Below are 19,571 nucleotides of genomic sequence, written 5' to 3' on the forward strand. Positions count from 1 at the left end.
GAAGCGTTAAGAAGGGACCCTTTCTCTACCGCAGGCGTTAATAAGGTGCCCTTCCTTGCACCTCACCAGCCGCGGTCGGCCAGGCGGTGGGGGACGGGGATGTCGTCGACGTTGATGCCGACCATCGCCTCGCCGAGGCCACGGGAGACCTTCGCCAGTACGTCCGGGTCGTCGTGGAAGGTGGTCGCCTTGACGATCGCGGCGGCCCGCTGGGCCGGGTTGCCGGACTTGAAGATGCCGGAGCCGACGAAGACGCCCTCCGCGCCGAGCTGCATCATCATCGCCGCGTCGGCCGGGGTGGCGATGCCACCGGCGGTGAACAGCACCACCGGCAGCTTGCCGGTCTCGGCGACCTCCTTGACCAGCTCGTACGGGGCCTGCAGCTCCTTGGCCGCGACGTAGAGCTCGTCCTCGGGCAGCGAGGAGAGCCGGCGGATCTCCTGGCGGATCTTGCGCATGTGGGTGGTGGCGTTGGAGACGTCCCCGGTGCCGGCCTCGCCCTTCGAGCGGATCATGGCGGCGCCCTCGGTGATCCGGCGCAGCGCCTCGCCGAGGTTGGTCGCCCCGCAGACGAACGGGACGGTGAAGGCCCACTTGTCGATGTGGTTGGCGTAGTCGGCCGGGGTGAGCACCTCGGACTCGTCGACGTAGTCGACGCCGAGCGCCTGGAGGATCTGCGCCTCGACGAAGTGACCGATGCGGGCCTTGGCCATCACCGGGATGGAGACGGCGTTGATGATCCCGTCGATCATGTCCGGGTCGCTCATCCGGGACACCCCGCCCTGGGCGCGGATGTCGGCGGGCACCCGCTCCAGCGCCATCACCGCGACCGCGCCGGCGTCCTCAGCGATCTTGGCCTGCTCGGCGGTGACCACGTCCATGATGACGCCGCCCTTGAGCATCTCGGCCATCCCCCGCTTGACGCGGGCAGTGCCGACGACCGGGGTGGTGCCGCTGGTGTTCGGGGAAGTCGTCTCGGACACGGCTCATCGCTCCTTGATGCGCACCGGTGGGGCAGCGACATGCTACGACCGGCGCGAGTGCCGTGCCGACAGCCAATCAGGGCCGTGGTGGCCTGCGGTGTGGCCGCCGTCACCGTACGCAGGGGCGGCGGGTCAGCGGGTGGTGACGTCGGCGGCGGGCGTGGTCAGGGTCGGGTCGTCGATGTCGAAGTAGCGCGGCCAGGTGTGTCGGCGACCCATCCGGAACAGGCGTACCAGGCGACGGCTGCGCGCCGTACGGGCGTCGCGGACCAGGTCGGTGTGCACCTGCCGGGCCAGGGCGAGCCGCCGGCTGGCCGCGATGACCGCCTCGCAGTCCGGGTCGGTGGGGTCGAGTTCGACCGCGCGCAGCTGCCGGGTCAGGTCGTTCTCGGCCGCCTCCCGCTCCTCCGGCTGCGCGTCGAGCGCGATGCGCGCCGCCGCGTACAGCTCCACGCCGTAGCGGCGTTCGGCCAGCACCGCCGCGGCGGCGGCCCGGCGCAGCAGGTGGGCGTCGAGGGCACGGGCCGCGAGCTGCGCGCGGGCCTGCAGCCGCTCGACCCGGCCGGCGGTCCAGATCAGGTACGCCGCCACCAGGCCGACGACCACCGTCGCGCCCACCACCCACCACATGCCCGGCATCGTAGTGCTGCTCCCGTTCCTCCCGGTCAGTCCGACCCCACCCACTCCTGGTCGATCACCCGCCCGTCGGTCGCCTCGATCGCAGCTGCGTATACCTCCAGAACCCGGCGGGCAACCACGGGCCAGTCGAAATTTGCCACCACCTGGTCGCCGCAGGCGGTCAGCTCCGCCCGGGCAGCCGGATCGTCGAGCAGGTCAGTGAGGGTCTGCGCCAGCGCCGCCGCGTCGCCGGTGCGAAACAGCCGCCCGGCCCGGCCGTTGTCCAGCACCCGGCGGAAGGCGTCCAGGTCGCTGGCGACCACGGTGGTGCCGGCGGCCAGCGCCTCGGTGAGGATCATGCCGAACGACTCGCCCCCGGTGTTCGGCGCCACGTAGAGGTGCACGCTGCGCAGCATCCGGGCCTTGTCCGCCTCGGGTACCAACCCCAGGAAGGTGACCCGATCCCGCAACTCGGGCGGAAAACGGTCGAACAGGTCGTCCGGGTCACCGGGGCCGGCGACCAGCAGACGCAGTCCGGGACGTCGGGCGGCCAGTTCGACGAACGCGTCGCGCAGGATCGGGAAGCCCTTACGCGGTTCGGTGAACCGGCCCAGGAAGCCGAGCGTGCCGCCGGTGCCCGGCCCGCACTCCCCCGGCCAGCCGGGCAGCGGCTGCATGCCGGCGAACTTGGCCACCGCCACCCCGTTGGGGATCTCCACCGCGCCGCCGTCGAGGTGTTCCACCTGGACCTTGCGGGCCAGCGCGCTCACCGCGATCCGGGCGGTGATCCGCTCCAGCACGATCTGCAGCGCCCCCTGAGCGGCGGAGAGCACCCGGGACCGGGTCATCGCGGTGTGGAAGGTCGCCACCACCGGTCCCCGGGCGGAGAGCACCGCGAGCATGGAGACGCTCAGCGTCAGCGGCTCGTGCACGTGCAGCACGTCGAAGTCGCCGCGGGTGATCCATCGGCGTACCCGGGCGGTGGAGACCGGGCCGAACGCGATCCGGGCCACCGAACCGTTGTACGGCAGCGGCACCGACCGGCCCGCCGACACCACGTACGACGGCAGGGGTGAGTCCTCGTCCGCCGGGGCGAGCACGCTCACCTCGTGGCCGAGCCCGATCAACGCCTCGGCGAGGTCCATGACGTGGTTCTGCACCCCGCCCGGCACGTCGAAGGAGTACGGACAGACGATGCCGATCCGCATTGCGCCCGTCCCCTCAGTCCAGCCACATCCGCTGCAACATGTGCCAGTCTTGCGGATGCCGGGCGATGCCCGCCGCGAGACCGTCCGCGATCAGCTGGGTCAGCGACCGAACTCGCTTGTCCAGCGTGCCGTCCTGGTGGCCCGGCACCGGCAGCGGACCCTCGAGCGAGGCACACGCCGCATCCGGTTCGTACCACATGGACGCCACGTACAGCGGCGCGCCGGTACGCAACGCGAGCAGCGCCGGACCGGCCGGCATCCGGGTCCGGCCGCCGAAGAACTCCACCTCCACCCCGCGGGCGGAGAGGTCCCGGTCGGCCAGCAGCGGCACCACCGCCCCGGCGTTCAGCCGGTCGGTCAGCACGTCCAGCGGCGGCCGGTGACCACCGGTGGTGGGCAGGATCTCCATGCCCAGGCCCTCCCGGAAGGCCATGAACCGCTGGTAGACGGCCTCCGGCTTGAGCCGCTCCGCGACGGTGGACAGCGGCCAGCCGTTGGCGACCACCCAGGCACCGGCCAGGTCCCAGTTACCGGCGTGCGGCAGCGCCACCACCGCACCCCGACCGGCCGCCACGTCGGCGGCGAGCAGCTCGGCACCGTCCAGCCGGAAGGTGGCGAGCACCTGATCGCGGCTCAGCGACGGCAGCCGGAAGGCTTCCATCCAGTAGCGGGCGTACGACCGCAGACCCGCGCGGACCAGCTCGTCCAGCTCCGCCTCGGGCAGGTCGGGGCCGACCACCTGGCGCAGGTTGGCGCGCAGCCGGGTGGCACCGGCGCCCCGACGACGGTGAGCCCGGTCGGCGCCGGCGGTGAACGCCGCCGCAGCCACCGGGCGGGGTAGGGCGCGGACCAGCCGCCAGCCGGCGACGTAACCGATTTCGGTGAGATTCACCGGCACCCCCGTCGCCGGGCTGTGCCGCTCACCCGCGGCCACCCGGCACGTCGACCTGCTGGGCCTGGCGGTAGACGTGCCGCATCCGCTGGCCGACGGTGAACAGCGACACCGCCGCGAGCAGCCAGAGCGCGATCGGCAGCGCCAGCGGGTGCACCAGGGCGGCGAGCAGACCACCGACACCGACGATCAGCAGGCGCTCCGTACGCTCGGCGACGCCGACGTTGGCGTTCATGCCCAGTCCCTCGGCGCGTGCCTTGACGTACGAGACGAGCCCGCCGGCGGCCAGGCAGATCAGCGCGGCGGCCATGCCCGCGTGGTCCCCCTCGGTGGCCAGGTAGTACGCGACCGCGCCGAACACCGCGCTGTCGGCGACCCGGTCCATGCTGGAGTCGAGGAACGCGCCGAACCGGGTCGACCCGCCGCTCATCCGGGCCATCGTTCCGTCGAGCAGATCGGTCAGCGCGAAGACCGTCACGATCAGCGCACCGGCGACCAGGTGGCCGCGGGCACCGAAGCCGAGAGCGCCGACGAGCACCCCGAGGGTGCCCGCGACGGTGACCGCGTTGGGGGACACGCCCGCGCGCAGCAGGCTGCGGGCAATCGGTTCGACGACGCGGGTCATCCCCGCGCGGACCGACACTTGGAAGATCTTCGCCATGGCGGTCCCACGATAACGGTCGGCCCGACCACGCCGACAACGCCGGTCCGAGCTGGGAGGGTTGTGTCGTGCGGCCATCGGGTGTGGGATCGGGTCGGGAGGGTGACCCAGCTCACCCGACCGCCCGTTGACTGCCCGGTCCGGGGCGATCCACCGGAGGATAGCGCCGCGGTACCCCGTCCGGGCCGCATCCCCGTCGCGCGCGGCGGTCGTCACCACCACCGGTTGAGGGAGGTGCGCCCGATGGCGCAGAGGAGTCAGGACAAGCACGCCGCCGGGGTACCGGTGGTGACCGATCCGGCGAAGATTCGCAACGTGGTACTCGTCGGGCATTCCGGCGCGGGCAAGACGACCCTCGTCGAGGCGCTGCTCGCGGCGACCGGCACGATCGCCCGCGCCGGCTCCGTCGCCGACGGCACCACCGTCTGCGACCACGATCCGGCGGCCGTACGCCAGCAGCGCTCGGTCTCGCTGGCCTGCGCGCCGCTGATGCACGACGGCATCAAGATCAACCTGCTGGACACGCCCGGCTACGCCGACTTCGTCGGCGAGTTGCGGGCCGGCCTGCGGGCCGCCGACGCCGCGCTGTTCGTGGTCTCCGCCGTGGACGGGATGGACGCCGCCACCGCCGCCCTGTGGGAGGAGTGCGCCGCCGTCGACATGCCCCGGGCGGTCGCCGTCGCCCGGCTGGATCACCCCCGCGCCGACTTCGACGAGGCGGTGGCGCTGTGCCAGCGGGTCTTCGGCGACAACGTGCTGCCGCTGTACCTGCCGATGCTCGGCGACGACGGGGTCTCCACCGCCGGTCTGCTCGGGCTGATCACCCGGCGGGTCTTCGACTACACCGACGGGCTGCCGGCGCAGGTGCGCCAGCCCGACCCGGAGCACCTGCCGGCCATCACGGAGTCCCGCGACGAACTCATCGAGGGGATCATCGCCGAGAGCGAGGACGAGACCCTGATGGACCGGTACCTCGGCGGCGAGGAGATCGACGCCGAGATCCTGATCGAGGATTTGGAGAAGGCCGTCGCCCGGGGCCACTTCTATCCGGTGGTGCCGGTCTGCGCGGCCACCGGTGTCGGGGTGGACGTGCTGCTGGAGGTGCTCACCGCCGGTTTCCCGTCGCCGCCGGAACACGCGCTGCCCGCGGTCACCGGGGTGGACGGCTCCCCCCGCCCGCCGTTGACCTGCGACCCGGACGGTCCGCTGGTCGCCGAGGTGGTCAGGACCACCATCGACCGGCACGTCGGCCGGGTCTGCGTGGTCCGGGTCTTCTCCGGCACCCTGCGCCCCGACCAGACGGTGCACATCGCCGGGCACGGGCTGGCCGAACGCGGCCACCCCGACCACGACGCCGACGAACGGATCGCGCACCTGTACAGCCCGCTGGGCGCCACCTTGCGCGAGGTCGGTGTGGCGGTGGCCGGCGACATCTGCGCGATCACCAAGTCCGGCAGCGCGGAGACCGGCGACACCATCTCCGCCAAGGATGATCCGCTGCTGATCGCCCCGTGGGAGATGCCGGAGCCGCTGCTGCCGGTGGCGATCGTCGCCCGGTCCCGCTCCGACGAGGACGCCCTGGCCCGCAACCTGGCCCGCCTGGTCGCCGGCGACCCGACGATGCGGCTGGAACGCAACCCGCAGACCCATCAGCTGGTGCTGTGGTGCATGGGCGAGGCGCACGCCGACGTGGTCCTCGACCGGCTGCGCGCCGGCGGGGTCGAGTTGGACACCGAACCGGTCAAGGTGGCGCTGCGGGAGACGCTGACCGCCCCGGCAACCGGGCACGGCCGGCACGTCAAGCAGTCCGGCGGGCACGGCCAGTACGCGGTCTGCGACATCGAGGTGGAGCCGCTGCCGCGCGGCGACGGCTTCGAGTTCGTCGACCGGGTGGTCGGCGGGGCGGTCCCGCACAACTACATCCCGTCAGTGGAGAAGGGGGTACGCGCCCAGATGGAACGCGGCCTGCTCGCCGGGCACCCGATGGTGGACCTGCGGGTGACCCTGGTCGACGGCAAGGCGCACAGCGTCGACTCCTCCGACGCGGCGTTCCAGACCGCCGGGGCGCTGGCCCTGCGCGACGCCGCCGCCAAGGGCCGCCCGGCGCTGCTGGAGCCGGTCGACGAGGTGACCGTACGGGTCCCCGACGGCAGCGTGGGCACGGTGCTGGGTGACCTGTCCGGCCGGCGGGGCCGGGTGCTCGGCACCGAGTCGGACCCGGAGTCGGAGGGACGCACCCTGGTCCGGGCCGAGGTGCCCGCCACGGAGTTGCTGCGCTACGCCGTCGAGTTGCGGGCGATGACCGCCGGCGCCGGCACCTTCCGCCGCCACTTCGTGCGGTACGACCCGATGCCGGAGCACCTGGCCGACCAGATCCGCAAGGAGCACGCCTGACGGGAGCCCGGGTCCGGTCAGGGGCGGGCGGTGGGCAGCATCGGGCTCGGCCAGTAGGGGCGGTCGGCCTCGCGGAGGGCGGCGGTGCGCAGCGCGGCGAGTTGGCGTTCGACCTCGGCGAAGTGGTCGGGGGTGAGCGGGCCGAGGGTCAGCGCGGCGGCGTTCTCCTCGACCTGGGCGACGGTGCGGCAGCCCGGGATCGGGATGGTGCGGTCGCTGCGGGCCCAGATCCAGCCCAGCGCACCCTGGGCGAGGGTACGCCCGTCGGCGGTCAACGCCGCCCGGACCGCCTGTACCCGGCGCAGCCACTCCGGCGCGGGTCGGCCGCCCCGGAACCACTCCAACCAGCCCGAGGCCATGCCCCGTACGTCGTCGTGGGGCAGCGTCGAGTCGGGGTGGTACTTGCCGGTGAGCAGCCCCATGCCGAGCGGCCCCCGGTTGACGCTGGCCAGGTCGTACTTCTCGCAGACGCCGAGCAATTCGGGGGCGTCCCGCAGCACCGACAGGCTGTGCTGCACGGCGACGGCGTGCGGGGCGTCACCGAAGGCGGCAGCCCGGTCGGTGCGGTCGGTGCTCCAGCCGTACGTCCGGATCAGGCCGTCGGTGACCAGGTCCTCCAGGGTGCCGATCAGCGCCTGCGCCCGGGCGACCGGCAGGTCGGCCAGGTGCAGCTGGTAGAGGTCGATGCGGTCGGTGCCGAGCCGACGCAGCGAGGCCCGCACGGCCCGGTGCAGGTACGCCGGTGAGGCATCCGACCCGGTGGCCTGCCGGGTCTGCTCGTCGAAGGTGTAGCCCCACTTGGTGGCGATGATCGACACGTCCCGCCGCCCGGCCAGGGCCCGCCCGAGGATGCGCTCACCGTGCCCGGCCCCGTACGTGTCGGCGGTGTCGAACAGGGTCACACCGAGGTCGAGGGCCCGACGGATGGCCCGTACCGACTCGGCGTCGTCGACCGCTCCCCAGCCCAGCGGGGTGCGCCCCTCCGCCCACGGGCCACCGATCGCCCAGCAGCCCATGCCGAGGGCACTGACTTCGATGCCGCTGCGCCCCAGCGTCCGCGTCGACTGCACCATCGGCGCATCGTGCCATCTTCCAGCCGGTGCTGGGCAGAGATCCATCACGACCATACGTACGAACGACCAGACCCGGAGGATCACCCGCATACGGGTCCGTCTCGCCCGTGTTCCCGGCGCGGATCCATCCGTCCCAGCTCACCGCCGGATACCGGCCCGTCACCGAGCGGTTCGACTGCTCACGCGGCGCCACCGCGCCCTCACCGACATCTCCGGACACCGGACCGACCCGGTCCGGCCCGCCGGTCAGCTGGGCCAGGCGCGCACGAACAGGTCGCGGGTGTCGCTGAGCAGTTGCGGCAGGACCTTGGTACGCCCGATCACCGGCATGAAGTTGGCATCGCCGCCCCACCGGGGCACCACGTGCTGGTGCAGGTGGGCGGCAATGCCCGCGCCGGCCACCCCGCCCTGGTTCATCCCGAGGTTGAAGCCGTGCGCGTTGCTGACCTTGCGGACCACCCGCATGGCGGTCTGGGTGAACGCGGCCAGCTCGACGGTCTCCGGCTCGTCCAGGTCGGTGTAGTCGGCCACGTGCCGGTACGGGCAGACCAGCAGGTGACCCGGGTTGTACGGGTACAGGTTGAGCACGACGAACACGTGCTCGCCCCGGGCCACCACCAGGCTCTCCTCGTGGGGTCGACCCGGGGCCAGGCAGAACGGGCAGCCGGAGGGCTGTTCGTAGCCGCCCTCGGGCCGGTCCTCACCGGAGATGTACGTCATCCGGTGGGGGGTCCAGAGCCGGTCCAGCCCGTCTGCCATGTCCCTGTCGATGTGCTGCTCGTCCGCCCCAGTCACACGGCGATCCTACGTACCGCACGGGGCCGGTTCGCCACCCCGTACCGCAGACGTCCGGCGATCGCGGCCACCGGGTGACGGCCAATTGCAGAATGCGACAAGGATTTCTTGACTATTGCATCGATGTCGATGAAACTTTCACTCCTCACAATTCGAAGATCGTCGATTGGAGTGGTTGTGGAGCGACGTACCGTCCGGCACCGTCTGGTCAGCGCCCTCACCGCCTGCGCCCTGGCCGCACTGGCCAGCCTGGCGGCGGTGACCGCCACCGGCACCCCCGCCCAGGCCGACGCCTGCTACACCTGGGGTCGAACGCTCTCCTCCGGCATGACCGGCGAGGACGTACGCCAGTTGCAGATCCGCGTCTCCGGCTACCCTGGCTACGGCGCGGTGCTCACCCTCGACGGGGCGTACGGCCCGGCCACCCGGTCGGCGGTGATCCGCTTCCAGCAGGCCTACGGGCTGGCCGCCGACGGGGTGGCCGGTGCGCAGACCTTCAACCAGATCTACGCCCTGCAGGATCCGGACTGCACGCCGGTCAGCTTCAGCTACGCCGAGTGGAACCGGTGCAACAGCGACTGGTCCGGCGGCGCGGTGTCGGCGAGCACGGCCCGGTTCAACGCCCTGGTCTCGATGTGGAAGCTCCAGGCGATGCGCCGCGCCATGGGCAACGCCCCGCTCTACCTGAGCAGCGGATTCCGCAGCTACTCCTGCAACAGCGCGGTCGGCGGCGCCAGCAACAGCCGACACCTTTACGGCGACGGGATCGACCTGGTCGGGTCGCACTCCTTCTGCGCGCTCGCCCAGCAGGCCCGCAACCACGGGTTCACCAACATCCTCGGCCCGGGATATCCGGGACACAACGACCACACCCACCTGGGCAACACGCCCAGCCGTTCCTGGTCGGCACCGAGCTGCGGGATCTGACGCACCCGTGCGACGGCAGCCCCGCCGAACGCGGGGCTGCCGCAACGGCGGGTCAGGCGGCGGACGGGCCGACGTTGGTGCGGGTGTTGACCACGTCGAGGACGTGGGTGACCGCCTCGGCCAGCGGCACGCCGTTGCGCTGCGAGCCGTCGCGGTAGCGGAACGAGACCGTACCGGCGGCGACGTCGTCGTCCCCGGCGATCACCATGAACGGGATCTTCTGCTGCTGGGCGTTACGGATCTTCTTCTGCATCCGCTCGTCACCGGAGTCGACCTGGGCGCGGATGCCCTCGGCGCGCAGCGCGGCGACGAAGCCGTGCAGGTAGTCCGCGTGGTCGTCACGGATCGGGATGCCGACCACCTGCACCGGGGCCAGCCAGGCCGGGAACGCGCCCGCGTAGTGCTCGGTGAGCACCCCGAAGAACCGCTCGATCGAGCCGAACAACGCCCGGTGGATCATCACCGGTCGCTGCCGGGTGCCGTCGGCGGCCTGGTACTCCAGGTTGAAGCGCTCCGGCAGGTTGAAGTCGACCTGGATGGTGGACATCTGCCAGGTCCGGCCGATGGCGTCCTTGACCTGTACGGAGATCTTCGGCCCGTAGAAGGCCGCCCCGCCCGGGTCCGGTACCAGGGTGAGCCCGGACTCCTCGGCGGCCGAGCGCAGCGCCTCGGTGGCCCGCTCCCAGTTCTCGTCGGTGCCCACCGACTTCTCCGGGTTGCGGGTGGACAGCTCCAGGTAGAAGTCGTCCAGGCCGTAGTCGCGCAGCAGTTCGAGGACGAAGGCGAGCAGCGACTTCAGCTCGCCGGCCATCTGCTCCTCGGTGCAGAAGATGTGCGCGTCATCCTGGGTCATGCCGCGCACCCGGGTCAGACCGTGCACCACACCGGACTTCTCGTACCGGTAGACCGTGCCGAACTCGAACATCCGCAGCGGCAGTTCCCGGTAGGAGCGGCCACGGGAGCGGAAGATCAGGTCGTGCATCGGGCAGTTCATCGGCTTGAGGTAGTAGCTGGCGCCCTCCACCTCCATGGGCGGGAACATGCCGTCGGCGTACCAGTCCAGGTGACCGGAGACCTCGTACAGGTGCCCCTTGGTGATGTGCGGGGTGTTGACGAACTCGTACCCGGCCTGCTCGTGCTTGAGCCGCGAGTAGTTCTCCATCTCGCGACGGATGATGCCGCCCTTGGGGTGGAAGACCGCCAGGCCGGAGCCGAGCTCGTCGGGGAAGCTGAACAGGTCGAGGTCCACACCGAGCTTGCGGTGGTCGCGCCGGGCGGCCTCCTCCAACAGCTTCAGGTACGCCTTGAGCTCGTCGCGGGTCGGCCAGGCGGTGCCGTACACCCGCTGCAGCTGCGGGTTGCGCTCCGACCCGCGCCAGTACGCGGCGGCCGAACGCATCAGCTTGAACGCGCCGATCAGCCGGGTGTTGGGCAGGTGCGGGCCCCGGCACAGGTCCGACCAGCAGACCTTGTCCTCGGTGGCGGCCAGGTTGTCGTAGATGGTCAACTCGCCGCCGCCGACCTCCATCACCTCGGAGGAGTCCAGCCCCTCGCCCTTGACGTCGATCAGTTCCAGCTTGAACGGCTCGGCGGCCAACTCGACCTTCGCCTCGTCCAGGCTGTCGAAGCGGCGGCGACGGAACCGCTGGCCGGACTTGATGATCTCCTGCATCCGCTTTTCGAGCTTGGCCAGGTCGTCCGGCTGGAACGGCTTGTCGACGGCGAAGTCGTAGTAGAAGCCGTTCTCGATCGGCGGGCCGATGCCGAGCTTGGCCTCGGGGAAGATGTCCTGCACCGCCTGGGCGAGCACGTGCGCGGTCGAGTGCCGCAGCACGTTGAGCCCGTCCGGGGAGTCGAGGGCGACCGGCTCGACGACGGTCTCCTCGGCCGGACGCCAGTCCAGGTCCCGCAGCACGCCCTGCGGGTCACGGACCACCACGATCGCCTTCGGACCGCTGGTGGGCAGTTCGGCGGCGGCCACCGCGTCGGCCGCCGTCGTCCCGGCGGCGACGACGACAGGGTCGGCCACGGCGGGGGTACGGGGTGCGGACACGGGGAACTCCTCGCAGCAGATGTGACGGAAGGTGCCGGTGACGGCTCACCGCGATGGTATCGGTCGGCCCGACGGCCACCGTCCCCGACACCGTAGGGGACGAATCCGGGCGGCGTTGAACCTTTTCGGCCCGGAAACCGAACTACCAGGTGTGGCCGGAGCCGGTTCCGGCCACGTCGACACGGATGGGGAACCCAGGATGGCGATGACGCGCGGCGGGAGCCGTCGACGCCGGGGTGGGCTGGTGGCCGCCCTGGCCACGGCCGGGGTGCTGCTCTGGCCCGCGACCACGGCGTGGGCCGACGGCGTGACGTTCACTCCGACCGAGGCCCAGCAGGGCAACTCGGTCAAGCTCGAGTTCCTGGTGCCCGACGAGCGGCCCGGGGTCCGGACCGAGCGGATCGAGATCCGGATGCCGGCGGAGACTCCGGTGGCCGAGGTGTATCCGCTCTCGGTGCAGGGCTGGGCGCCCGCGATCACCACCCGCAAGCTGGACGTCCCGGTCGCGGGCATGCACGGCCCGGCGACCGACGTGGTGACCGCCGCGCTGACCTGGACCCGGGGCACCGGCGAGGCGGGCACGGGCCCGGCCCGGCTGGTGTTCTCGATGGCGCCGCTGCCGCAGACCGACCAGGTGCGGTTCGAGCTGACCCAGACCTACGCCGACGGCCTCCAGGTGCACTGGGGCGACCGTCCCGGCCAGCGCCCGCTGCCCGCGCTGATCCTCACCCCGGGCGACCCGGCGTACCCGGGTGCCGCCCACGGTGGTCACGGCGCGGCCCCCGGCGGTGCGGTGCCGGGCGCCCCCGCGCCGGCCGCCGCCACGCCCGACGAGGGCCCGAACGCCAACAGCCTGCTCGCCGCCGGCCTGGTCGCCGGCCTCGGCGGTGGCGCGGTGGTCGGTTGGCTGATCAGCCGACGCCGCCGCGCCGACACCGAGGAGATCGACCGGTCGGTCCTCGACGAAGAGCCCGCCGCCGAGAACGGCCCGACGGCGGTGGCCGACGCGGAGCCGACGCAGCGCCGCGACGACCGGGTGACCCGGGCCGGCGCTACCCGCTGAGCGGCACAGGTCAGCCGGTCCACTCCGGCAGCGGTTCACGGGCCGCCAGCCAGCCAGTGGGCACCCCGCCCGAGGTGCCCACTCCGGTGTACCCGGCCACCGTCCCGCCGACGATGGCGGCGGTGGTGTCCACGTCCCCGCCCGCCTCGACACAGGCCCGTACGGCCGCCGGATAGTCCTCCAGGTAGCTGGCGGCGACCCACAGGGTGAAGGCGACGGTGTCCTGGGCGGTGACCCGGCTGCCGTTGCCGAGCGCCGCCACGACCTCGGCCAGCGGTCGACCGAGCAGGTCGACTGCCCGGCGTACGCCCCGGTGCACCTCGGTCGCCGGATCCAGCGCGGCGGCCACCCCGGCGAGCAACCGGGCCGGGTCGGGTCGGTCGCCGTCCAGGCGGGCCCGCGCGGCCAGCGACGCGGCCACCGCCACCGCGACGGCACCGGCGATCCCCTCCGGGTGGGCGTGGGTCACCTCGGCCGACGCCTGCGCCTGCGCGGCGGCCCGGCTGGTCGAGTCGGCGAAGTACGCGCCCAGCGGCGCGACCCGCATCGCCGCGCCGTTGCCGCAGGAGCCCTGCCCGTCGAAGGCGGCGGCCGCGGCGACCGGCCAGGGGGTGCCGGTACGGATCAGCCGCAGGATGCGCACGGCACCGGGGCCGTAACCCCGGTACGGTTCGCAGCGCTCGGCGAACGCGACCGCCAGGGCGTCCCGGTCGATGCTGCCCGTCTGCGCCAGGGCGGCCAGCACCGAGCAGGCCATCTCGGTGTCGTCGGTCCACTGCCACGGTGCTGGCGGAAGCAGCCCGGCAGCCAGGTCGGCCGGCTGGCGGCCCGGTACGAAGAACTGGGATCCGAGGGCATCACCGACCGACAGACCCGCGAGGCTGTCCCGGGCCAGCGTCAGTCGGGTGTCCGGGTAGAGAGTGAACGTCATCGTCGTACCAGCTTGGCGGGTTCCGGGGTGGGCCGCAACGACGAACCATCCGCCGCGCCGAGTACCGTGCTGGGGTGGCCACCGTCCTCCTGGTCGAAGACGATCATGTCGTACGCGGCGCGATGCTGCGTTCGCTCACCGACCGGGGTCACGCGGTACACGCCGTGGGCACCGCCCTGGACGCGCTGCGGCGGGTCGCTGCGGAGGCGCCTGACCTCGTCGTCCTCGATCTGGGGTTGCCGGATCTGGACGGCTCGGACGCGCTGCGGATGCTGCGCGGCATCACCGACGTGCCGATCATCATCGCCACCGCCCGCGACGACGAGCAGTCCGTGGTCAAACTGCTGCGGGCCGGGGCCGACGACTACATGGTCAAGCCGTTCACCGGCGCACACCTGGACGCCCGGATCACCAGCGTGCTGCGGCGGGTGGGCCGGGCCAGTCGGGCGGAGCAGCCGGTCGTGCTCAGCGTCGGCGGCCTGCGGGTCGACCTCGGCGAACGCAGCGCACAGCTCGACGGGGAGTCGCTGGCGCTGACCCGAAAGGAATTCGACCTGCTGGCATACCTCGCCGCGCGTCCCGGCCGGGTAGTGTCCCGGCGGGAGCTCTTGGAGGAGGTATGGCGGCAGCCATCGGTCGGCGAGGACCAGACCATCGACGTTCACCTGTACTGGCTACGCCGCAAAATGGGCGAGTCCGCGGCGAAGCCACGCTACCTGCGCACCGTGCGGGGGGTGGGCTTCCGGCTGGTGGCGCCGGACTGAGGCGTTCCCTGGCCCTGGCGACGACCGGCATGGGCGTACTGCTGGCGCTGGTCTTCCTGGTGCCGCTCGGGCTGACCCTCGGCAGCCAGGCCCGGGAGGAGGCGATCGCCGACGCCGCCCGGCGCAGCGCGCTGGTGACCGGGGCGCTCGCGGTGAGCACCGACCCCGACGTGGTGGCCCGCGCGATTGAGGCCAGTGGCGACGACGTGGCGACCCGCCCCGTGGTGCACGGCTTGGCCGACGCCGCCGCCGACACCGACTCCGACGTCGCCGCGACCGGACGGGCCGACGCCGACCAGCTGGCGCAGGCGCAGGCCGAGCGACGTTCCGTGGTGCTCGACGTCGACGGTGGCGTGCTGCGGTTGGATCCGGTGGTGCTGGCCGACCGGACCGCCGTGGTGGAGGTCTTCGTGCCGGACTCCGCCCTCGGCGGGGACGCCGGCAACCGGTGGCTGCTGCTCGCCGGTGTGGCCGTCGCCCTGGTGGGCGCGGCGGTGCTGGTGGTGGACCGGGTCGCCGCGCGGACCGTGGACGCCACCCGGGATCTGGTCAAGGCGGCGCTCGCGGTCGGCGACGGCGACCTGGGCGTACGCGTCGAGCCCAGCGGCCCACGCGAGTTGGCCGAGGCGGGCCACGCCTTCAACCGGATGGCCGAACGTCTCGTCGCGGCCCGCACCGACGAGCGGGAACTCGTGGCGGATCTGTCGCATCGGCTGCGTACCCCACTGACCGTGCTACGGCTCGACGCGGAGGCGTTGGAGCCCGACGACACCAGCGTGGGCTCGTTCAGCCAGGCGGAGTTGGACCACCGGCGGGGGATCCGGCGCATCCGGCAGGCGATCGTCACCCTGGAGGGTGAGATCGACACGCTGATCAAGACCACTCGCAAGGCGGTGGCCACCGAGGCGGGGCCGGCCATGTGCGACGTCAGTGAGGTGGTCCGGGACCGGATGGTCTTCTGGGCGGCCCTGGCGGGCGACCAGAACCGTCCGCACCGGGTGATCGGCGCCCAGTTGCGGATTCCCGCGCCGGTGCCCCGGGCGGAGTTGGCCGCCGCGCTGGACGCGGTGATCGGCAACGTGTTCCGCTACACCCCGCAGGGCACCGCGTTCGAGGTGGCGGTCTCCCGACGCGACGGGTACGTGGCGATCCGGATCGACGACGCCGGACCGGGCATCCCCGACGCCGACCGGGCCCTGCGCCGGGGTGCCAGCGACCAGGGCTCCACCGGGCTGGGGCTGGACATCGCCAAGCGGGTGGCGTTGCAGGCCAACGGTTCGGTGAGCATCGACCGGGCCCGGCTCGGCGGGGCCAGCGTGGTGATGCTGCTCGCCGACCCGGAGGCGACACCGCGTCAGGTCAGTCGTTTCGGCCTGGTCGGGCGGATGGCCCGGGAGCAGAAGAGCAGCGGGCGGCGGTGGCCCCGGCAGCGTCCGACGGGCCAGTGAACCTCGACGCGTACGGTGACCGTCAGGCGTCGCCGAGATGAACGGGTTGTGCCCCGGAACAAGTCTTCCTTAGATCGGGATTAACCCGGGCGGTGCGCTCGCCGTCGACTGGCAGGATTCCTTCGAACCCAGCAGTTCCACCGGCCTTTCGCTCCCAGCGCACCGGCCGGTGGAGCCGTGCGCGCGGCGGGAGACATGGTCCCCCCACACCTCCTCCCGCCGCGCGCCACTCGCTCGGGTCGTTGCCCCTTCTGCGCCGGTGCTCAGGCCAGCGCGGTCGCCAGGTAGGCGTCGATCTCGTCGAGGATCCGGCGCTTGCCGGTCTCGTCGAGGAACGACGCGGTCACCGCGTTGCGGGCCAGCTGCGCCACCTGCTCCGGGCCGGCGTCGAGCAGCCGGGCGGCCACCGCGTACTCGTCGTCGAGGGTGGTGCCGAACATCGGCGGGTCGTCGGAGTTGATGGTCACCAGCAGCCCGGCCTCGACGAGGAGGGGCAGCGGGTGCTCCTCGATGGCCGGCACCGCCCGGGTGCGCACGTTGGAGGTCGGGCACACCTCCATCGGGATCTGCCGCTCGGCGAGGTACTTCAGCAGCTCGGGATCCTGCGCGGCGGAGATGCCGTGACCGATGCGTTCGGCGCCCAGGTCGCGCAGCGCGTCCCAGACGGTCTGCGGGCCGGTGGTCTCCCCGGCGTGCGGCACCGAGCGCAGTCCCGCCGCCCGAGCCTGGTCGAAGTAGGGCTTGAACTGCGGGCGCGGCACCCCGATCTCGGGCCCGCCCAGGCCGAAGCTGATCAGCCCGTCCGGGCGTTCGTCGAGGCTGATCCGCAGCGTCTCCTCGGCGGCCTCCAGTCCCGCCTCGCCCGGGATGTCGAAGCACCAGCGCAGCTCGATGCCGAAGTCGGCGGCGGCCCGCCGGCGGGCGTCCTCAATGGCCTCGCAGAACGCCGGGGCGGAGATGCCGCGGCGTACGTGCGAGAACGGCGTCACGGTCAGCTCGGCGTAGCGGACCTGCTGGCGCGCCAGTTCCCGGGCCACCTCGTGGGTGAGGATCCAGACGTCCTCCTGGTCGCGGATCAGGTCCACGACGCTGAGGTAGAGCTCGATGAAGTGCGCGAAGTCGCGGAACACGAAGTAGTCGGCCAGCAACTGCGGATCCGCCGGGACCGGGCTGCGCCCCTCGTGCCGCGCGGCCAACTCGGCCACGATCCGGGGTAAGGCGGAGCCGACGTGGTGCACGTGCAGCTCCACCTTGGGCAGTCCGGCGATGAAGGTACGCAGATCGGTCACAGATTCTCCTGGGCGCTGGCGTCGACACGGGCGACGACGAAGATCCGGCGGAACGGGAAGTACACCTGCCCCTGCCGCACCGGGTACGCCTCGGCGAGGCGTACGCCCAGGGCGGCCCGGAAGGCCGACCAGCCGGCGGCGTCGAGCGTGGCCCGGACCGGACGCAGCGCGGTGCCCTCCATCCAGGTCAGCACCGGATGATCCGCATCGGGCCGGGCCTCCAGCAGGTGCACGTAGGTAGTCTCCCAGGCGTCCACGGCGCAGCCGGCGGCGACCAGCGACTCGGCGTAGTCGGCCGGCTCGGCGACCGGCGCCTCCCGCTGGAACGGGGCCAGTTCGGCGCGCCAGGCCGCGAGCCCGGCGACCTCACGCAGCGCGCGGTGCGACGGGGCCGCGAAGTTGCCGGGCACCTGGATCGCCATCCAGGCACCGGCGGGCAGCTGCGCGGCCCACCTGGTGAGCAGCTCACGGTGGTCCGGCACCCATTGCAGGGCGGCGTTGCTGACCAGCACGTCGGTGTGCGGGTCGGGATGCCAGTCACGCAGGTCGGCCACCTCGAAGGTGACCGGTACGTCGAGCGTGGCGGCCCGGGCGATCATCTCCGGCGAGGAGTCCAGGCCGACGATCCGGCTGTCCGGCCAGCGGGCGGCGAGGGTGGCGGTCAGGGTGCCCGGGCCGCAGCCGAGATCGACCACCGTCCTCGGCTGTTCGGCCGGCACCCGGGCGAGCAGGTCCTCGAAGGGCCGGGAACGTTCGTCGCGGTAACGCAGGTAGGTCGCCGGGTCCCACATATCACGCCTCCAAAAATACAAACCGTACGTACGTCTTGTTAGATTACGGCCCGCTCCGGCTCACAGCAAGTGAGCAACTAGGCTCAGCCTCATGGAGCAACGCACCTTCCCCCGACTGGGTCGGCAGGCCGGCGTGGTCGGCCTCGGCGCCTGGCAGCTCGGTGCCGACTGGGGCACGGTCAGCGAGGACGACGCGATGGCGGTGCTCGATGCCGCGGTCGAGGCCGGCGTCACCTTCCTGGACACCGCCGACGTGTACGGCGACGGGCGCAGCGAGCAGCTCATCGGCCGCTTCCGGGCCGCCCGCCCGGACACCGCGCTGACCGTGGCGACCAAGATGGGCCGCCGCGTGCCGCAGACCCCCGAGGCGTACACCCTGGACAACTTCCGCGCCTGGACCGACCGGTCCCGGGCCAACCTCGGCGTGGACACTCTGGACCTGGTGCAGTTGCACTGCCCGCCGACGGTGGTCTTCGCCGACGACGCGGTCTTCGACGCCCTGGACACCCTGGTCGAGGAGAAGCGCATCGCCGCGTACGGCGTCAGCGTGGAGACCTGCGACGAGGCGCTGACCGCGATCGCCCGCCCCGGGGTGGCCAGCGTCCAGATCATCCTCAACGCGCTGCGCCACAAGCCGCTGGAGCGGGTGCTGCCGGCCGCCGCGAACGCCGGTGTCGGCATCATCGCCCGGGTGCCGCTGGCCAGCGGTCTGCTCTCCGGCCGCTACGACGAGCACACCACCTTCGCCGCCGACGACCACCGCTCGTACAACCGGCACGGGGAGGCGTTCGACGTCGGCGAGACGTTCTCCGGCGTCGACTTCACCACCGGCCTGGCCGCCGTACGCCGCCTCGCCCCGCTGGTCGGCGACGACCGGACGATGGCCCAGTTCGCGCTGCGCTGGGTGCTCGACCAGCCGGGCGTCACCGTGGTGATCCCCGGTGCCCGGGACGCGGCACAGGCCCGCGCCAACGTCGCCGCAGCCGATCAACCGCCACTGTCGACATCGGAGCTGGCCGAGGTGGCCTCGGTCTACGACGAGCTGATCCGGCCGCAGGTGCATCACCGATGGTGAGTGACACACCGGCCGACAGCGTCGCGCCTCGCCGGCCCGACGACCAGGAGATCGCGATGAGCGGATGGTTCCGGCTCACCCTCGGCCTGCTGGGCGTGGTCCTCGGTGCGGCCTGCACGGTGCAGGGGCTGGGCTATGTCGAGGGCAGCGTGATGGCCGGCCAGCGGATCTGGGCCGTCATCGGCCCGGTGCTGATGCTGGCCGGCCTGGTCCTGCTCTGGCTGGGCGCGCGCGCCCGCAACCGCCGAGGATCGGGACCGCCTGCCTGAGGTGGGCAGGAAAAAGCCCCGCGTCCTGTCGGAACGCGGGGCTTCACACCGATGTGTGGGGCGGCCTCGCCACTGGCCGGCAGCCGCCGACCGGTGTTCTCAGAGGGGGCGGACCTGCTCGGCCTGCGGACCCTTCTGGCCCTGGGCGATCTCGAACTCCACCCGCTGGTTCTCCTCCAGCGTGCGGTAGCCGCTGGACTGGATGGCCGAGAAGTGGACGAACACGTCTGCACCCCCGCCGTCGACGGTGATGAAGCCGAAGCCCTTGTCAGCGTTGAACCACTTCACGGTTCCCTGCGCCATGTGTATCTCCTTCTAAAACTGGCGGCCCAGCACG

The 19,571-nt window shown here is 72.3% G+C and carries 19 protein-coding genes; 7 read left to right on the forward strand and 12 right to left on the reverse strand.

The features are described 5' to 3' along the window. Positions 1 to 62 precede the first annotated feature (62 nt). The 5 genes from pdxS to pgsA all read right to left on the reverse strand — a co-directional run bounded on the left by pdxS (position 63) and on the right by pgsA (position 4,362). Positions 63 to 983, reverse strand: coding sequence for a pyridoxal 5'-phosphate synthase lyase subunit PdxS (gene pdxS, locus EG812_RS21355; RefSeq protein ID WP_013732687.1), 921 nt, complete (start codon positions 981 to 983; stop codon positions 63 to 65). Between the two features lie 132 nt (positions 984 to 1,115). Next, on the reverse strand, positions 1,116 to 1,622 hold the full coding sequence (locus EG812_RS21360) for a hypothetical protein (RefSeq protein ID WP_013732686.1): 507 nt from the start codon (positions 1,620 to 1,622) through the stop codon (positions 1,116 to 1,118). Between the two features lie 26 nt (positions 1,623 to 1,648). Then, positions 1,649 to 2,809 carry a glycosyltransferase family 4 protein gene (locus EG812_RS21365; protein ID WP_013732685.1) on the reverse strand — a complete coding sequence of 387 codons (1,161 nt, stop codon included), beginning with the start codon at positions 2,807 to 2,809 and terminating at the stop codon, positions 1,649 to 1,651. A gap of 13 nt (positions 2,810 to 2,822) precedes the next feature. Then, positions 2,823 to 3,701 carry a phosphatidylinositol mannoside acyltransferase gene (locus tag EG812_RS21370; protein WP_126712571.1) on the reverse strand — a complete coding sequence of 293 codons (879 nt, stop codon included), beginning with the start codon at positions 3,699 to 3,701 and terminating at the stop codon, positions 2,823 to 2,825. Between the two features lie 28 nt (positions 3,702 to 3,729). Beyond that, positions 3,730 to 4,362 carry a phosphatidylinositol phosphate synthase gene (pgsA, locus tag EG812_RS21375; protein WP_126712572.1) on the reverse strand — a complete coding sequence of 211 codons (633 nt, stop codon included), beginning with the start codon at positions 4,360 to 4,362 and terminating at the stop codon, positions 3,730 to 3,732. 243 nt (positions 4,363 to 4,605) lie between these two features. Between pgsA and EG812_RS21380 the strand changes: the two genes are divergently transcribed. Then, complete coding sequence (locus EG812_RS21380; RefSeq protein WP_126712573.1) at positions 4,606 to 6,756, forward strand: elongation factor G-like protein EF-G2; 2,151 nt, start codon at positions 4,606 to 4,608, stop codon at positions 6,754 to 6,756. 17 nt (positions 6,757 to 6,773) lie between these two features. Here the strand turns inward: EG812_RS21380 and EG812_RS21385 are convergent, their stop codons facing one another. Beyond that, complete coding sequence (locus EG812_RS21385) at positions 6,774 to 7,826, reverse strand: aldo/keto reductase (RefSeq protein ID WP_199743922.1); 1,053 nt, start codon at positions 7,824 to 7,826, stop codon at positions 6,774 to 6,776. Between the two features lie 249 nt (positions 7,827 to 8,075). After that, entirely contained in the window at positions 8,076 to 8,588 is a 513-nt protein-coding gene (locus EG812_RS21390; protein WP_013732680.1) for an HIT family protein, read from the reverse strand. A 213-nt stretch (positions 8,589 to 8,801) separates the two neighbouring features. Here EG812_RS21390 and EG812_RS21395 point away from each other — a divergent pair, with 213 nt between their 5' ends. After that, positions 8,802 to 9,551, forward strand: coding sequence for a D-Ala-D-Ala carboxypeptidase family metallohydrolase (locus EG812_RS21395; protein ID WP_126712575.1), 750 nt, complete (start codon positions 8,802 to 8,804; stop codon positions 9,549 to 9,551). Between the two features lie 52 nt (positions 9,552 to 9,603). Here EG812_RS21395 and thrS read toward each other — a convergent pair whose 3' ends face one another. After that, positions 9,604 to 11,604: a threonine--tRNA ligase gene (gene thrS, locus EG812_RS21400; protein WP_013732678.1), complete on the reverse strand. Its 2,001-nt coding sequence runs from the start codon at positions 11,602 to 11,604 to the stop codon at positions 9,604 to 9,606. Between the two features lie 205 nt (positions 11,605 to 11,809). Between thrS and EG812_RS21405 the strand changes: the two genes are divergently transcribed. After that, positions 11,810 to 12,667, forward strand: coding sequence for a DUF1775 domain-containing protein (locus EG812_RS21405; protein ID WP_158632529.1), 858 nt, complete (start codon positions 11,810 to 11,812; stop codon positions 12,665 to 12,667). Between the two features lie 10 nt (positions 12,668 to 12,677). Here EG812_RS21405 and EG812_RS21410 read toward each other — a convergent pair whose 3' ends face one another. After that, positions 12,678 to 13,598 (reverse strand): ADP-ribosylglycohydrolase family protein, encoded by a 921-nt coding sequence (locus tag EG812_RS21410; protein WP_013732676.1) that lies wholly within the window; start codon positions 13,596 to 13,598, stop codon positions 12,678 to 12,680. Between the two features lie 74 nt (positions 13,599 to 13,672). Here EG812_RS21410 and EG812_RS21415 point away from each other — a divergent pair, with 74 nt between their 5' ends. Then, complete coding sequence (locus EG812_RS21415; RefSeq protein ID WP_043720268.1) at positions 13,673 to 14,362, forward strand: response regulator transcription factor; 690 nt, start codon at positions 13,673 to 13,675, stop codon at positions 14,360 to 14,362. A gap of 29 nt (positions 14,363 to 14,391) precedes the next feature. Further along, positions 14,392 to 15,810 carry a HAMP domain-containing sensor histidine kinase gene (locus EG812_RS21420; protein ID WP_199743920.1) on the forward strand — a complete coding sequence of 473 codons (1,419 nt, stop codon included), beginning with the start codon at positions 14,392 to 14,394 and terminating at the stop codon, positions 15,808 to 15,810. Positions 15,811 to 16,073: 263 nt separating this feature from the next. On the opposite strand, the gene EG812_RS21425 is transcribed toward EG812_RS21420, so the two are convergent. After that, the gene (locus tag EG812_RS21425; protein WP_126712577.1) at positions 16,074 to 17,099 is read right to left on the reverse strand and encodes an adenosine deaminase; all 1,026 of its coding nucleotides are present in this window, start codon (positions 17,097 to 17,099) and stop codon (positions 16,074 to 16,076) included. After that, positions 17,096 to 17,890 (reverse strand): trans-aconitate 2-methyltransferase, encoded by a 795-nt coding sequence (locus tag EG812_RS21430; protein ID WP_126712578.1) that lies wholly within the window; start codon positions 17,888 to 17,890, stop codon positions 17,096 to 17,098. The genes EG812_RS21425 and EG812_RS21430 overlap by 4 nt, the downstream gene beginning before the upstream one ends. 91 nt (positions 17,891 to 17,981) lie before the next feature. On the opposite strand from EG812_RS21430, the gene EG812_RS21435 reads away from it, so the two are divergent. Together EG812_RS21435 and EG812_RS21440 are read left to right on the forward strand one after the other, a co-directional pair. After that, entirely contained in the window at positions 17,982 to 18,965 is a 984-nt protein-coding gene (locus tag EG812_RS21435) for an aldo/keto reductase (protein ID WP_013732670.1), read from the forward strand. Next, positions 18,959 to 19,234: a hypothetical protein gene (locus tag EG812_RS21440; protein ID WP_013732669.1), complete on the forward strand. Its 276-nt coding sequence runs from the start codon at positions 18,959 to 18,961 to the stop codon at positions 19,232 to 19,234. The genes EG812_RS21435 and EG812_RS21440 overlap by 7 nt, the downstream gene beginning before the upstream one ends. Positions 19,235 to 19,333: 99 nt before the next feature. Here EG812_RS21440 and EG812_RS21445 read toward each other — a convergent pair whose 3' ends face one another. Continuing rightward, positions 19,334 to 19,537 carry a cold-shock protein gene (locus EG812_RS21445; RefSeq protein ID WP_013732668.1) on the reverse strand — a complete coding sequence of 68 codons (204 nt, stop codon included), beginning with the start codon at positions 19,535 to 19,537 and terminating at the stop codon, positions 19,334 to 19,336. Positions 19,538 to 19,571 lie beyond the last annotated feature (34 nt).

Origin of the sequence: Verrucosispora sp. FIM060022, from assembly GCF_003977705.1 — a bacterium.
Lineage (GTDB): Bacteria > Actinomycetota > Actinomycetes > Mycobacteriales > Micromonosporaceae > Micromonospora > Micromonospora gifhornensis.

Excerpts from the sequence above, each read along its gene's own strand:
- pgsA (WP_126712572.1), bottom strand. The coding sequence starts at position 4,362 with ATGGCGAAGATCTTCCAAGTGTCGGTCCGCGCGGGGATGACCCGCGTC.
- EG812_RS21410 (WP_013732676.1), bottom strand. The coding sequence starts at position 13,598 with ATGACGTTCACTCTCTACCCGGACACCCGACTGACGCTGGCCCGGGAC.
- EG812_RS21430 (WP_126712578.1), bottom strand. The coding sequence starts at position 17,890 with ATGTGGGACCCGGCGACCTACCTGCGTTACCGCGACGAACGTTCCCGG.
- EG812_RS21405 (WP_158632529.1), top strand. The coding sequence starts at position 11,810 with ATGACGCGCGGCGGGAGCCGTCGACGCCGGGGTGGGCTGGTGGCCGCC.
- EG812_RS21365 (WP_013732685.1), bottom strand. The coding sequence starts at position 2,809 with ATGCGGATCGGCATCGTCTGTCCGTACTCCTTCGACGTGCCGGGCGGG.
- EG812_RS21420 (WP_199743920.1), top strand. The coding sequence starts at position 14,392 with ATGGGCGTACTGCTGGCGCTGGTCTTCCTGGTGCCGCTCGGGCTGACC.
- EG812_RS21360 (WP_013732686.1), bottom strand. The coding sequence starts at position 1,622 with ATGCCGGGCATGTGGTGGGTGGTGGGCGCGACGGTGGTCGTCGGCCTG.
- EG812_RS21390 (WP_013732680.1), bottom strand. The coding sequence starts at position 8,588 with ATGGCAGACGGGCTGGACCGGCTCTGGACCCCCCACCGGATGACGTAC.
- EG812_RS21445 (WP_013732668.1), bottom strand. The coding sequence starts at position 19,537 with ATGGCGCAGGGAACCGTGAAGTGGTTCAACGCTGACAAGGGCTTCGGC.
- EG812_RS21440 (WP_013732669.1), top strand. The coding sequence starts at position 18,959 with ATGGTGAGTGACACACCGGCCGACAGCGTCGCGCCTCGCCGGCCCGAC.
- EG812_RS21380 (WP_126712573.1), top strand. The coding sequence starts at position 4,606 with ATGGCGCAGAGGAGTCAGGACAAGCACGCCGCCGGGGTACCGGTGGTG.
- EG812_RS21435 (WP_013732670.1), top strand. The coding sequence starts at position 17,982 with ATGGAGCAACGCACCTTCCCCCGACTGGGTCGGCAGGCCGGCGTGGTC.